General features: G+C 60.0%; 13 protein-coding genes. 5 read left to right on the forward strand and 8 right to left on the reverse strand.

Features of this window, described 5'->3' with window-relative positions; translation table 11 throughout:
• Positions 1–5: 5 nt before the first annotated feature.
• Both ACFOZ5_RS04080 and ACFOZ5_RS04085 read right to left on the reverse strand, forming a co-directional pair.
• A complete protein-coding gene (locus ACFOZ5_RS04080) occupies positions 6–1,067 on the reverse strand; it encodes a PA0069 family radical SAM protein (RefSeq protein ID WP_379885585.1) in 1,062 nt (353 codons plus the stop codon).
• A gap of 75 nt (positions 1,068–1,142) precedes the next feature.
• Entirely contained in the window at positions 1,143–1,418 is a 276-nt protein-coding gene (locus ACFOZ5_RS04085) for a hypothetical protein (RefSeq protein ID WP_379885587.1), read from the reverse strand.
• A 119-nt stretch (positions 1,419–1,537) separates the two neighbouring features.
• Between ACFOZ5_RS04085 and ACFOZ5_RS04090 the strand changes: the two genes are divergently transcribed.
• A complete protein-coding gene (locus ACFOZ5_RS04090; RefSeq protein ID WP_379885589.1) occupies positions 1,538–2,752 on the forward strand; it encodes a serine hydrolase domain-containing protein in 1,215 nt (404 codons plus the stop codon).
• Here ACFOZ5_RS04090 and ACFOZ5_RS04095 read toward each other — a convergent pair.
• From ACFOZ5_RS04095 to ACFOZ5_RS04110, 4 genes are all read right to left on the reverse strand, one after another.
• A complete protein-coding gene (locus ACFOZ5_RS04095; RefSeq protein WP_379885591.1) occupies positions 2,733–4,040 on the reverse strand; it encodes an HD-GYP domain-containing protein in 1,308 nt (435 codons plus the stop codon). The genes ACFOZ5_RS04090 and ACFOZ5_RS04095 overlap by 20 nt on opposite strands.
• A gap of 159 nt (positions 4,041–4,199) precedes the next feature.
• Positions 4,200–4,865, reverse strand: a complete 666-nt coding sequence (locus ACFOZ5_RS04100; protein ID WP_379885593.1) for an AbiTii domain-containing protein — start codon at positions 4,863–4,865, stop codon at positions 4,200–4,202.
• A 190-nt stretch (positions 4,866–5,055) separates the two neighbouring features.
• Entirely contained in the window at positions 5,056–5,850 is a 795-nt protein-coding gene (locus ACFOZ5_RS04105; RefSeq protein ID WP_379885594.1) for a ZIP family metal transporter, read from the reverse strand.
• 123 nt (positions 5,851–5,973) lie between these two features.
• The gene (locus ACFOZ5_RS04110) at positions 5,974–6,732 is read right to left on the reverse strand and encodes a Crp/Fnr family transcriptional regulator (RefSeq protein WP_379885596.1); all 759 of its coding nucleotides are present in this window, start codon (positions 6,730–6,732) and stop codon (positions 5,974–5,976) included.
• Positions 6,733–7,083: 351 nt separating this feature from the next.
• Here ACFOZ5_RS04110 and ACFOZ5_RS04115 point away from each other — a divergent pair, with 351 nt between their 5' ends.
• Both ACFOZ5_RS04115 and ACFOZ5_RS04120 read left to right on the forward strand, forming a co-directional pair.
• Positions 7,084–7,947 (forward strand): response regulator, encoded by an 864-nt coding sequence (locus tag ACFOZ5_RS04115; protein WP_379885598.1) that lies wholly within the window; start codon positions 7,084–7,086, stop codon positions 7,945–7,947.
• A gap of 273 nt (positions 7,948–8,220) precedes the next feature.
• A complete protein-coding gene (locus tag ACFOZ5_RS04120; RefSeq protein ID WP_379885600.1) occupies positions 8,221–9,117 on the forward strand; it encodes a diacylglycerol/lipid kinase family protein in 897 nt (298 codons plus the stop codon).
• Here the strand turns inward: ACFOZ5_RS04120 and ACFOZ5_RS04125 are convergent.
• Complete coding sequence (locus ACFOZ5_RS04125) at positions 9,111–9,938, reverse strand: hypothetical protein (RefSeq protein ID WP_379885602.1); 828 nt, start codon at positions 9,936–9,938, stop codon at positions 9,111–9,113. The genes ACFOZ5_RS04120 and ACFOZ5_RS04125 overlap by 7 nt on opposite strands.
• 232 nt (positions 9,939–10,170) lie before the next feature.
• Positions 10,171–11,388 carry an acyl-CoA dehydrogenase family protein gene (locus ACFOZ5_RS04130; RefSeq protein ID WP_379885877.1) on the reverse strand — a complete coding sequence of 406 codons (1,218 nt, stop codon included), beginning with the start codon at positions 11,386–11,388 and terminating at the stop codon, positions 10,171–10,173.
• 254 nt (positions 11,389–11,642) lie between these two features.
• Between ACFOZ5_RS04130 and gabT the strand changes: the two genes are divergently transcribed.
• Positions 11,643–12,914: a 4-aminobutyrate--2-oxoglutarate transaminase gene (gene gabT / locus ACFOZ5_RS04135; protein WP_379885604.1), complete on the forward strand. Its 1,272-nt coding sequence runs from the start codon at positions 11,643–11,645 to the stop codon at positions 12,912–12,914.
• A gap of 137 nt (positions 12,915–13,051) precedes the next feature.
• Entirely contained in the window at positions 13,052–13,849 is a 798-nt protein-coding gene (locus ACFOZ5_RS04140; protein ID WP_379885606.1) for a thioesterase family protein, read from the forward strand.
• The last annotated feature ends 314 nt before the right edge of the window (positions 13,850–14,163 follow it).

Consider the following 14,163-nt stretch of genomic DNA (forward strand, 5'->3'; position numbering starts at 1 on the left):
CTTGTTCAGAACAACCCCATCTGCTCCCCTGCGGGCCGCCGGAACAGGTCGGTGCGCAGGGCGGGTTCCTCCCCCCGGTTAAGGCCCACGGCCCGAACCTGACGGTTGAATCGCTGGCGTATCAGGTCCGCGTAAGGCCCTGAACCGGTCATCCGCTTGCCGAACTCGCTCTGGTAGGTCTTGCCGTCGCGCAGGTCGCGCATGCGGTTCATGACGTGCCCGGCTCGCTGGGGGAAGTGCCGCTGCAGCCAGTCCTGGAACAGCTCATCCAGCTCCAGGGGCAGTCGCAGCATGACCCAGCTTGCCCGGCTGGCGCCAGCGTTGGCGGCCGCCTCCAGGATATGCTCCAGTTCATGGTCATTTACGAAAGGGATAACCGGGGCCATGATAATGCCGTTGGGCACACCGGCTGCGGTTAGTTCCCGCAGGATCTTCAGGCGCGTGGCAGGGGCCGCGGTACGCGGTTCCATGGTGCGCTTGAGGGAGTTGTCCAGGGTCGTCAGGCTGACGCGGACCGAGCACAGCCCGTGGCTTGCCAGCTCCTCCAGCAGGTCCAGGTCTCGCAGGATCAGCGCACCCTTGGTGATCAGCGATACCGGGTGACGGTATTCCAGCAGCACTTCCAGCAACTGCCGGGTAATGCGGCGCTGGCGTTCCACCGGCTGGTAGGCGTCGGTGTTAACGCCCAAGGCTATGGTAGCCGGCCGGTAACCGGGGTGGTCAAGTTCCCGTCGCAGTTGTTCGGCGGCATTGGGCTTGGCGATCAGCCGGGTCTCGAAGTCCAGGCCCGGCGACATATCCCAGTAGGCATGGGTGGGCCGGGCGAAACAGTAAATGCAGGCGTGCTCGCAACCACGGTAGGGGTTGATGGACCGGTCAAAGGGCACATCCGGTGACTGGTTGCGGCTGATGATGGTGCGTACCTGTTCGTCTACCACCTCTGTGGCCATGGAGTCCGGGCAAAGGTCATCGTCCGGATCCTGGTACCAGCCGTCATCCCGTTCACGGTCAGTGGCCAGTGGCTGGAAGCGATTGTGGGGGTTCATGGCCGTGCCGCGGCTTTTCATAGGGTCACCCGATACTGTTTATATGTACAGTATCGACAATCTTACGGGCGGCAGCGGGCTGGTGCAATCCCGGCTTTATTTCTTTTCCTGCTGCTTCAGGAGCAGAACGATGGCCGGTGGCATATGAGCCACCCCGAACGCCATCAGGAAGGCTGCCATTTCGCCCCCTTCCTCGGCTCCCATATAGACGGAGGACACCACCCAGGCAAAGGCGGTGGCCACCAGCACCAGCAGGATATGGCCAAGCAAACGGCTGGGCAGGGCGTTGACCTGGCGATACAGTTGCCAATGGGCGTAACCGGTTACTGCCACAGTGCCCAGCAGTAAAAACAGTGTCAAAACAAGGCGCAAGGGCTTCTCCTGTTTTACCCTATGAAATAAGCTGACTGCTACCTGAATGATATGGTACCGGTGTGAGTCCGGTTCAACGGCGTTTTGTCACCAACCCTCGAAAAATAACAGGAACCTCCATGTCAGAACCGAATGTAGTCGCTGGTCTTTCCCTGGACCGCCTTGAGAACATCACCCGTCATCTGGATGAGAACTATATCCGCCCCGGCAAATTCCCGGGCACGGTTACCCTGGTGGCCCGCAAGGGCGAGATTGCCTGGGTAAAGGCCCAGGGGCTGATGGATGTGGAGCGGGACAAGCCGGCCCAGCGTGACACCCTGTTTCGCATCTATTCCATGACCAAGCCAGTCACCTCCATTGCCATGATGCAGCTGTATGAGCAGGGGCGTTTCCTGCTGGATGACCCGGTGCACAAATATATTCCGTCGTGGAAACAGCGGCGGGTGTATGCGAGTGGCGTGTATCCCAACTTCCTGACACGGCCGGCTGCCACCACCATGACGATCCGGGACCTTTTTACCCATATGTCAGGGCTGACCTACGGTTTCCTGTTCCGCTCCAATGTGGATGCAGCGTATCGCACCCTGAAACTTGATGGCGGCAGGGATCTGACCCTGGAGTCGCTGGTTGAGCATCTGGCGGAGCTGCCGCTGGAGTTTGACCCCGGCACTGCCTGGAACTACTCGGTGGCCACGGATGTGCTCGGCTATCTGGTGCAGCAGCTGTCTGGCCAACCGCTGGACGACTATTTCCGGGAGCACGTCTTCGACCCGCTGCAGATGAAGGATACGGGGTTCCAGGTAAGGGATGACCAGATGGACCGGTTTGCTGCCTGTTACCTGTATCAGCCGGGAGACACCATGAAACTTCAGGATGACCCGGAGACTTCACGCTATCGTCATCGTCCCAACTTCCTGTCTGGTGGTGCCGGGCTGGTGTCCACTGTCGATGACTATTTCCGTTTTGCCCAGGCCCTGTGCCAGGGCGGTCAGTTGGAAGGCCAACGCATCATCGGGCGCAAGACCCTGGAATTCATGCGCTCCAATCATCTGCCGGGCAACCAGGATCTGCCCGGGCTTTCCATCGGCGCCTTCAGCGAAACGCCCTATGAAGGTAACGGTTTTGGCCTGGGCTTCTCCGTGAAAACGGATGTCACCAAGTCCTATACCAACGGATCGGTTGGTGAGTACGGCTGGGGCGGATTGGCGAGCACCAATTTCTTCGTGGATCCAGTGGAGGAGATGGTGATGGTATTCATGACCCAGTTGATGCCGTCCTCCTCCTATCCGGTGCGGGAAGAGCTGAGAGCCATGGTTAACGGCGCCCTGGTGTAGGGGGGAGTGGATCGGCAGCTCCCGCATCGGCCTGATGGCGTATGTGTTCGGCCAGATCGAATCCGGATACGCCATCGGGCAGGGCCTTGTGAATGCGGTAGCTGTTACCGTCGCCTGTAGAGGGGCTTTCGCTCAGGTTGAGCACTCTGGGAAGGCAGCGGTGCCCGCCACTGTCGAGGACCACTTCTACCAGCGGAAGCAGTTTCTGCCGGGCGCTGGTGGCAAGAACCACCGCCACCTCGCCGGTGTTCAGCTCTACCAGGCTGCCGGGGGGGTAGATGCCGATCATGCGGATGAAGGCTTCCACCAGCTGGTCATCGAACTGGTTGCCACGGTTGTTGTACAGGATTTTCAACGCCTCGGAGGTGGGGATGCCCGGGCGGTAGGCCCGGTCGCTGGTGATGGCGTCATAAGCATCGACAATGGAAACGATGCGGGTGAACTGGCTGATGGCAGCTCCAGTGAGCGACTGTGGGTAACCTTTGCCATCCAGTCGCTCATGATGGGAAAGGGCGGCGTTGCGCACATCCGGTTCCAGTTCGTGCTCCGAACCCAGTAACTCGAAACCGTATTCCGGGTGACGGCGCATCAGTTGCCACTCCCGGGTGTCCAGCGCCCCCGGCTTGTTCAGTACCTCGGGGGGCACCCGCATTTTGCCAACATCGTGGAGCATGCCGCAGAGGCCGATGGTTTCCAGTTGCGTATTGTCGAGCCCGACAAAGCGCCCGAAGGTGATGGACAGTATGCCAACACGCACGCAGTGCTCGGCAGTGTAGGCGTCCCGGTGTCGGATCCGGGACAGCCAGAACATGGCATTCGGGTTGCTGCTGATACTGGTGATGAAGTTGCGGACAACAACCCTGGCCTCTTTCAGGGGCAGGCTCTGCCCGTCGGCCACTTTTCGTAACAGGGCATCGACATAATGCTGGGCTTGCTGATAGCGCCTTTGGGCATGAGGGAGTTCTTCCGAGAGTGGGCGTTCCGCTTCGAAATCGGAGCCGGCGGCGATGGCCTTCCGGTGGGCCGCGGCTTCTTCGGCAACCTGTTCGGTATAGGCGGTGCGCTCCACCGTGATCCATTGGCAATGGGTGCGGAGGATCTCCACCTGTTCAGGTTCGTCTATGACAAAGCTCTGGAACAGTACCGGAACCTTTTCCCATGGCTGGTCCAGTCCTACCACGTGCATCCCGAGGCGTGCCCGGGATGCGGGAATATCGACCTGTCGCTGGGTCGTAACGACGCTCGACGGTTTTTTCCGGCGGGGGGATTTTCGGAACAACGAAGGCATTCTGGACCAGCCAATGGTGGATAGTGTATCCACATTATAAATAGCCAGTGACCCCGAAACTGCCTTCAACTGTAAAATGTGTTACCGGGATCGCTGGCTTTTGATAGCCCCGTCACGTTTTTCGATCTGACCCCCGAGCCTGGCGTTCAGATAACCCTATCAGCCCGTCCGACCGAACATCCGTTCCAGAAAACCCGCCTCGCGAGGATTGGGAACCGGCAGCTCATCCAGCGATGCCATGGCTTCCCGCCAGAAACGGGTTGGGTTATCCAGGCAGGCAACTTTCTCCTTTTCCTCCTTGCTAAAGGTATTGTGGTCACCGGACAGGCCCGATTCCAGCACAGCGGAGGTCCACAGATACAGGCCGCCACGGATGGTTTTCAGTACCGTACAGTAGGTGCTGCGGCTGATGTTGATGGCCAGTTCCGCCGACAGGTTGATCTTTTGCTGAAGGTCCAGCAACTGCTCCCCTGGCAGGCTGATGCGGTGGCCGTTGCCTTTTTTACAGTTAAAACAGGTCTGCTCCAGGCTCGGCACATTGTCACGAAGGTCCAGGTGGCCGAACTGTTCCAGTTGCTGACGGTCGATAGGGGCTGGTATCCAGCCGTACTGGGGAGACCGTGCCACGATGTGGCCATTGACGTCGTGTCGATAGGTGGGGAGTTCGGCGGCCTTGTCGTAGCCCTCGAACTCGGCCCGGAGCCAGGTGGCCATATTCCGGTGGCGAAGCATCATGGACAGGGTAATGGCTGAAGGCATGATGTCGGCCAGTGATTCGCTGGCATCGACGACACGCTCCTGAAGATGATCAACAGGTGCTGGCATGTGATTACTCCCGTACCGGAGGTGTGGTATCTCCGGCCTATTGTTGTTGTATATGGGTAAAAACTAGACGTTGTTGGCGAATGCGTCTGTTTGAGAAAAGTAAAGACCAGGTAACATTTTGTACAGCCAATTATTACCTGATCTCTGTTTTTTGATCAATACAGTCCGGTCATGTGTCTTCTGGCAGAGGCTACCCGAGGCTTGCATCCAGGAACATCATGATGACGAAGCCAGCCAGCAGGGAGAACGTGGCCAGGGTTTTATAGGGCCTCTGGTGCGTCTCGGGGATGATTTCGTCGCTGATAATGAACAGCATGGCGCCGGCGGCAAAGCCCAGGGTCCAGGGCATCATCGGCTGGGCCAGCCAGACCATGGTGCTGCCGAACAACCCACCCAGGGGCTCCAGCAGGCCGGTAAGAAACGCGATCAGGAAAGCCTGGGTACGGGAGTGACGGATACCCAGCAGTGATACGGCGACCGCAAGACCTTCGGGAATATTCTGCAGCCCGATGCCGATTGCCAGGGCCGTACCCTTGCCCAGATCTCCGGTACCGAAACCAACGCCCACCGCCATGCCTTCGGGAAAATTGTGCAGTGCAATGGCTATCACGAACAGCCAGATGCGATGCACATGTCTGATCTCAGGGGCATGAGGGCCAGGGGAAACCAGGCTCTCGCTGTCGCTTGGCAGGCGCCGGTAGAGCCAATAAAGGACCCCGGCACCCATCAGCAGCCCTGCGATGACGATGAGCGATGCCAGCCAGGTCCGGCCGGTCATGGCCTCGCCATACTGGATGCCCGGCAGCAATAGTGAGAAAAACGAGGCCGCCAGCATGACGCCGGCCGCGGCACTCAGAAGCGCATCTTCCAGCCGTGGTGACAGCCGGCGTATCAGGAATACCCCGAGAGCGCCAAGCCCGGTGCCCATTCCAGCCAGAAGGCTTGCCAGGGCACCCAGCCATACCGGGTTCATGTCCGACACCATGTTGGCTCCGTTCCGGGAAGAAAACAGGGAGTGGCCAGTACACGGCTCGGTACGCCTGCAGGCCGACCCTGACTGTGGTTTTCAGGTTATACCTCGTACAACTTTACGACCAGTATCCCTGCGTCAGACCATCGGGGAGACATTCTTGCCCAGTGATTTCAGCATGCCGTCGACATCCTCCTGCAGGTATTCCGGGTCAAATCCGGCCACCTCCACCAGTCCATCCCGGTCAAGCAGAGTGGTACCGTCGGGGCCCAGCGAGACAAGCCGCTCCTGCTTCAGCTCCTGCAGCGTGCGGTTGAGGTGGACGGTGCTCAGTCCGAGGGCATCGGCGAGCAATACCTGTGTAAGAGGGAGATGGTTGCAGTCATAGACGTCCATGCAGGCCTTATCCAGGCGGTGCCCCATTTCCAGAAGGAAGTGGGCAACTTTCTCCCGGGCAGTACGGCGGCCCAGGTTGATAAGCCGTTCCACCAGGACGGCCTGATCCCGTGCGGCGATCAGGAAGAACAGATTGCACAGTAGCCGGGAGCTCTGGAAGACCTCGGAAAGATGGTATTTCGGGAACGGGCAGAGACGGGCGTCGGTCACTACCATCAGGTTTGACACCCGGCGCCGGAAAGCGAATTCCCGCAGCCCGATGATGTCACCGGGTACATATAGATCAAGTACCTGTCGTGAGCCATCTTCCATATTGCGATAACTGCAGGCCCAGCCTGACTGAACCGTGAAGAAGTGCTCCGATTGCTGGCCCTGATTCCAGATAACCGTATTCCTGGGGTAATCCTGGGGGCTCTTCTCGAGGGACGTCAGAAGATCGTGGTCATCCCCTGCCAGTTCGGCATAGTGCTCGAAGTGGCGAATAATACAACTTGTCGTCATGAGCTCCCCTTTTTATGTGACAGTCACGGCCAATTTGATAATTGTGTAGGGTTCCTCTTTCACTCTCTATTACAAAGGGTCCATACTCCAAAAAGTAAAAGCATGGAATCCTGTCACCATAACTTATGTTATCTCCTTCGTAAGGTCATGGTGTTAGCTTGAGTGGACCAAAATTCATGGCTTGGACATGTTATCTGTCCGGGAAGATGGACCTTCCACCATCAGTCCCGGGTCAGATAGCGCCTCCGGTATTTTGGGTCGCGAGTCTCCCGTCGGTTTGACGAGTCAACCAGGCGGGGCGCTACAGGTACGCCTTGTCGGCGAACCGGATGACCAGGTTGGAGGACAGCAATGGGACTAGCTCGCAGGAAACCACTGTTTGGAGTGCGCCGCTCATTGTGGCTGCCGGACAGCGCCAGTAGGCTGATTCGCTGGCTCCCCTGGGTAAAGGGCGTCCGGGGGTTCAGGGTGGTCAGTTATTCGGTGGTTGCCCTGGCCGCCATTATGCCGGCGCTGATCTGGAATAGTCTCAGCATACCGGGTGACACCTGGAGTGAACCCGCGCTGCCTTTCCATGGCCCCCTGGTATTGATTGGCGGCATCCTGGTTCTGGAAGCGGCGTTGATCCTCTGGGTCAAAATGCTGCAGTTCGGCAATGAACGGGTTTGGCGGCGCCGTAAGCCGTCGGAGCCGGCCGCTGCGCCGCCGACCGGCAGGTCCGTCCGGGCGTCGGCTTCCCATGACCCGGACCCCTGCCTCGGCAGGAGTGACACTCCCCGGGTTCTGGTGGTGGACGACGATCCCATCAACCGGATGATCCTGCGCAAACAGCTGATGAGGCTGAACGTTGAACCCGTGAGCGCAGCCGATGGCATGGAAGCACTGGATACGGTTCAGCGGGGGCACTGGGACATGATCCTCATGGACGGCCAGATGCCCCGGCTTGACGGTCCCGAGACGGCCCACGAGATTCGGCTCAGGGCGTTGCTGCCGGCAAATGTTCCCATTATCGGGATCAGCACCAATGACACCCCGGAGTTCCGCGAGCGTTGTATGAAGGCGGGCATGCAGGCCTGCTATCACAAGCCTGTGCGGCGCTTTGTCATTGAAAAGCTGGTGGATTTCTACATCCGGCAGCGGGTGGCCGAAGAGCCTGTCAATATCCTCGAGCGTACCCTGACCAGTGTCGGCAGCCCCGCCAGCCCGGCTTCCTGAGCCGCTGCCGGTCTGTCGACACCCCTTCCTGACCCAAGCCAAGGGCGAACCTGTTTTTCGTCTACAGTCTACAACAGTGTCGAAAACCGGCTGGCCCAGCCCTTCGCCGGTACCAGGCCGCGCCACGGATACCTGGCAGCACGGGAAAACACCTCGGCACTGATCGACAGCCGTCCTTAAGCGATTGTCACCTCTGTCATGTCGCCCGATGGGCTAACCTGTGATGGAAGGGTGGGGTGCCCGACGCTTAACGACAGAGATCCCGGAGGGAGAATGACAGACTGGCTGCTGGTCAATCCCAGGGCAGGCGATGGCGAGCGCAACGAGGCATTCTGGCGGGAGCACCTGGCCAGGGTCGGTCTCGAAGGCGCCAGAGGCTGTGACCTCGACAATCAGGACTGGGTCCGCGATCTGGCGTCGGGGGACCGTATCCTGGCGGCAGGGGGCGATGGCTCGATCAACCGGGCCGCCGCCCTCTGCCTGGAGACCGGCGCCAGCCTGGCTGTGCTGCCGTCGGGCACCGCCAACGATTTCTTTCGCAACCTGGGGATAGACGATGATCCGGATGCCATCTGCCAGGCACTGGTCGACTATAGTGCGCACCCGGTGGATGTCGCGGAGGGGGAATTCGAGGGCGGCCTGTGCCTGAACGTCATTCATGTTGGTCTGGGAACCATGCCCGCCCGGGACGCCAACGCCAATGGTGATGCCAAGAAGCGACTGGGCAAGGTCAGCTACCTGCTGTCCTTTGCCAGGCGGATATTTACCAGGCGTGGGTTCCAGGCCACCATCTCAACGGACTCGGCGGCCGTATCCGGTCGCTGGCTGTCTATCGCCATTGCCAATGGCGGCTATTTCGGGGGCGGTACCGTAGTGCCTGGCGCCAGTATGACCAGTGGAGAACTGAAGGTGATTGCCGTGCGACCGGCCTCGGTGCTGACCCTGATGGGGGCGTTCATAACGACCCGCATACTGGGGCGAACGCCGAAGGACAACAAAACCGTGGTGGAGCTGGCCTCTCCCCGCTGTCATGTCACCACCCGCCATATCAAGACGGTGACCGTGGACGGTGACGTGGCAGGAAAGACGCCGTTAGACGTGACCTGTCGCCCGGGCAGCCTTAAGGTTATCGGGGCTTTCGGGGAGGTCCGGGAAACTCCGGCTCAGTAGCCCGAGTAGGCAGCGGGGTGCCATGCCGCGAATTGCCCGCTGATAGCATCCGCTTCCGGCTGAACGCCTGGCGGTAACAGCTCGGCGGTCAGCCGGTGGTCACGGAGCTCCTGGACCACCAGATCGAAGTCCGTTTCCAGGTGCGCGCGGGTATTGGCCCGGGGCTGATTATCCTTGCGCAGAACCGGATGTGCTTCGGCCAGGGCGCCGGCTACACGCAGTACGCTGATTTCATGGGCGTTGTGATGAAGCCATGCCATTTCCCGAAGTTCCCGCCACTGGGTTGGAGCCTTGTCATGCAGGCGATAGATGACGCCGGTGTTGTTGGTAGGGTCGGAGGGAATGATGACCAGTCGGGCGGTTGGAATCAGGCTCTGATTGAACAGGGTGCCGCTACCGAAGCGCGGCTTGACGGTCAGGCAGAGTTCCGGGAACAGCAGGTTGAGATGCTCCATTTGGGACAGGAAGAAGGCGCCGATGCCCGGCTCGATGAACAGGTGACCATAGAGGGGCTCGCGATCCAGGAAGGTCTCGTCACCGGTCTCCCTGTAGCTCTGCAGTGCCAGCATGGGGATCATCTGCCGGACCATCACACTGCGTAACGCCAGAGGGTGGTCCCGCAAGCGGCAGGAAAGCTCAATGGCCAGGGGCTGCAGGGTGTCTGCGCAGTAACGGAAGCGGCCCATCTGCCTCTCCGCAGCGCTGTAACGCACAACGAACGCCTCACCGTACTCCAGAGTACCGTTGAAGTAGCGTTGGTTGGACAGGTCAAACAGCGCCTGCAGGTTGTAGCAGTCAATGGGGTCGGCGCCGGGTGACATGGGCGTCGTCCTCCGTCTTGTGGGATTACGATTAATTATAGTGAATTGTAGTTAATCGTCAGTGGCTGTGCCGTAACAGGGAGTAACGCTTTGTGTCCCTCTGGGGAGGGTCAGGTGCGGGCCGGAACCGCAGTGACTATGGCGGGTACAATCGGGACGGTGAAGTATGTCGTTAAAGGATCCGTGCCTTGGTGCATGGCCCGGCGATGTGCCTGCCGGGCCATGACGATTGTTACCGGTAGGCCTTCAGGACCTCCTTGGCGATGGCGTTGCGATGGACCTCGTCGGGGCCATCCGCCGTCCGCAGGTGGCGTGCATACACCCACATGTCGGCAAGAGGGAAGTCCTCGGTGTAGCCGCCGGCACCGTGGGCCTGGATCGCCCAGTCGATCACCTTGAGTGCCATGTCGGGGGCGGCCACCTTGATCATGGCGATCTGCTGCTTGGCCACCTTGTTACCCACCAGGTCCATCATCTGGGCCGCCTGCAGCACCATCAGGCGGGTCTGGTCGATGGCAATGCGACAATCAGCGATCCGCTCGCGCCATACGCCCTGATCCGCCAGCGGCTTGTGGAAGGCCACCCGCGAGGTCAGTCGCTGGCACATGATCTCGAACGCCCGTTCCGCCTGGCCGATGACCCGCATGCAATGGTGGATGCGGCCCGGCCCAAGGCGCCCCTGGGCGATTTCAAAGCCACGGCCTTCACCGAGGATCAGGTTGGCTGCCGGTACCCGAACATTATCGAACAGGATTTCCGGGTGACCCTTGGGAGCGTGGTAGTACCCGTACACCGGCATGTCACGGACGATGGTCACGCCCGGGGTGTCCTTGGGCACGATGATCATGGACTGCTGCTTGTGCCGGTCGGCGTTGTCCGGGTCGGACTTGCCCATCACGATAAAGAACTTGGTTTCCTCGGCGCAGCCACCGGTAATAAACCATTTGCGACCGTTAACCACGTAGTCGTCGCCGTCACGCTTGATCCGGGTTTCGATATTGGTGGCATCGCTGGAGGCCACTGCCGGCTCGGTCATGGCGAACGATGAACGGATCTGGCCGTCCAGCAGGGGCTGCAGCCAGGTGTCCTGCTGCTCTTTGCTGCCATAGCGGGCCAGTACTTCCATATTGCCGGTGTCCGGCGCAGCGCAGTTGAAGACCTCCGAGCACCAGAGAACCCGACCCATGATTTCGGCCAGCGGTGCATACTCCAGGTTGGTCAGACCGGGGCCATATTCTTCCTCCGGCAGGAACAGGTTCCACAGCCCCTGCGCCCTGGCCTTCTCCTTCAGTTCGTCGACAATGGGCACCTTGGCGTAGGCGCGGCCACGCTGTTGATTGGCTTCCTTCTGCTGCTGGTAGAGCTCTTCGTTCGGATAAATGTACTCGTCCATGAACGTCAGCAATTGCTGGCGCAGTTCCTTCACCTTGTCGGAATACTGGAAATCCATCATCTGCCTCCGGGGCGTCAGCGTTTATGAGTGGTGCCTGAACAGTGGGAGCTGATCAGATCCTGTGCAGTGGATTCACTATGAAACCGACGAACGAATCAATCAACTGAATTATTCTGATAACAAAACATAAAAGAAACTTATGGAAAGGTTCCGGGCAGCGGATTTATGTCCGGGCGGGGTGGCAAGACAGGCCTTCCTTCGACCATACTGAAGACACATCCAATCTATCCTGAAAAACGTCGAGGCGACGCATGAGCAACGAAGAACTGCAGAAGCTGAAAGAACGGTATGTAGCAGCTGGTGCTGCCAGCCCGAACCAACAGTTTGCGGATCACGCCCGCAACGCCGAACTGTGGGATGCCAATGGCAAGCGGATGATCGACTTTGCTGGTGGCATCGGTGTGCTTAACATCGGTCACCGCCACCCGAAAGTGGTTGAAGCGGTGAAAGCACAACTGGATAAGCTGATGCATACCTGCCAGACCGTCATGCCCTATGAGGGCTATGTCAGGGTGGCGGAAAAGCTGAGTCAGGTTGTACCGGTGCGTGGCCATGCCAAGGTAATGCTGGCCAACTCCGGCGCCGAAGCCCTGGAGAATGCCCTCAAGATCGCCCGCGCGGCCACTGGCAAAACCAATGTGATCTGCTTTGATGGCGGCTATCACGGCCGTACCTTCATGACCATGGCCATGAACGGCAAGGTTGCCCCCTATGCGACCGACTTCGGGCCCATGCCCGGCACCGTATTTCGCGCTCCCTACCCGGTGCCTTACCACGGGGTGTCTGAAGATGAGGCGCTGCGTGGCCTGAAGATGGTGCTGAAAACCGATGCCAACCCGAAGGACACCGCTGCCGTGGTCATCGAACCGGTGCTGGGTGAAGGTGGCTTCTATCAGGCGTCCGCCAGTTTCCTGAAGAAGATCCGCGAGATCTGTGACGAGCACGGTATGCTGATGATCGCCGATGAGGTCCAGAGCGGCTTCGGCCGTACAGGCAAGATGTTCGCCATTGAACACAGCGGCGTTGAGCCGGACATCATGACCATGGCCAAGAGCATGGCCGATGGCATGCCCATCTCCGCCATTGTCGGCACTGACAAGGTGATGGATGCCTCTGGCCCCAACTCACTGGGTGGCACCTACACGGGCAGCCCCACTGCCTGTGCCGCAGCCCTGGCGGTAATGGAAGTGTTTGAGGAAGAGGACATCCTGGGCCAGAGCCAGGCACTGGGGGAGAAGCTGGCAAAACACTTTGCCCAGTGGCAGGAGAAGTTCGAGCATGTGGATAACGTGCGGAACCTGGGGCCCATGGCGGCTATCGAGCTGGTGACCGACAAGCAAAGCCGTGAACCCCGGGCGGATCTGGCCGCCAAGGTCACTGCCTACGCCAAGGAACATGGCCTGATCCTGCTCAGCTGCGGGCTGTATGGCAACACCATCCGCTTCCTGATGCCGGTGACCATCGAAGACGACGTCCTCGAGGAAGGCATGCAGATTGTTGAGGACGCGCTCGCCAGCCTGTAAATGTGCTTTCCTGGCTCACGTAGAACAAGGGGCACCCTGCCGGGGTGCCCTTTTTGCGTTTGGGGCTGGTGCAGGGCGGTGGTATAACTACCAGAGAGTGCGATCCAGACGCTTCCAGACAAACAGAGTGGTAGACCATGAGCGATATTCCTGCGGATTCTGTATTCGTCCGGGAAGGGGACGTGTTTGTGCCTTCGGCGCTGGGGCGGGGGCCCTGGAGTCCGGATGCCCTCCATGGTGGCGCGCCGGCGGCGTTACTGACGGGGTATGCGGAGCAGCTGGTGAACGACCCGGACATGGTCCTGTCCCGGCTGACCCTTGAGCTGGTGCGCCCGGTGCCCATGGCGGCGCTGACGGTGCAGGCCAGCATGGGCAAGGGACGTTCCGTGCGGCGGGTCGAGTTGTCCCTGAGGCACGACGAAACCGTGGTAGCCAGGGCAGTGGCACTGTTCCTGCGGTCCGAGTCCCTGGACATAGAACCCCGCCTGACAGGGCACCCGTTGCCGGGCCCTGACCGTTGCCATGAACCTTTTGTGGTGCCGGGTATGGAGCAGGTGGCCTCATTCCATTACACCGCCATGGACATCCGGGTGGCCCAGGGCCAGACCGTCGCGCCGGGGCCCGCCGCTGCCTGGTTCCGGTTGCAGTATCCGCTGGTGGCGGGGGAGGCGGTTTCAGGGGCCATGCGTGCTGTTGCCGCGTCGGATTTTGGCAACGGCCTGAGCTGGATCCTGCCGGTTGAGGAGTACACCTTTGTGAACACTGACCTGACCGTCTACCTGCACCGTCTGCCGAGAACCGAATGGGTGGCCCTGGACAGCAAAACGGTCATTGAGCCCAGCGGCGTAGGGCTGGTGTGGTCGGAAGTCTACGATGAGCAGGGGCGCATCGGCACCGCACAGCAGAATCTTCTGGTTCGTGCCCGGTCAGGCTGAAGCAGTTTACCGCAAGTGTTCCGTTTGCCTAATTCGCACCAGGTCATCGAACTAGCCTGACGGGACACCAGGTGTCCAAACCGTCATGGAAACCCCGCCGCTTTACCTTGCCCGGGTTGACGGGGCATGGCATAAACGGGCCTGACATTTTCAGGTGGGGTATTGTTATGCGTCAGTCATTTTCACGGGTGCCGGCGCTTGCACTCATGGCCGGCTTATTGCTGAGCCTGTTGCTTTCGGTGGCGCAGGCGTCACCGCTGGCGGAGTCGGTGGTGCGGCTTTCGCCTCTGGGGGGCGATTGCCGATCGCTCCCA

The sequence above is a fragment of the Marinobacter lacisalsi genome, assembly GCF_042651045.1.
Classification (GTDB): domain Bacteria; phylum Pseudomonadota; class Gammaproteobacteria; order Pseudomonadales; family Oleiphilaceae; genus Marinobacter; species Marinobacter lacisalsi.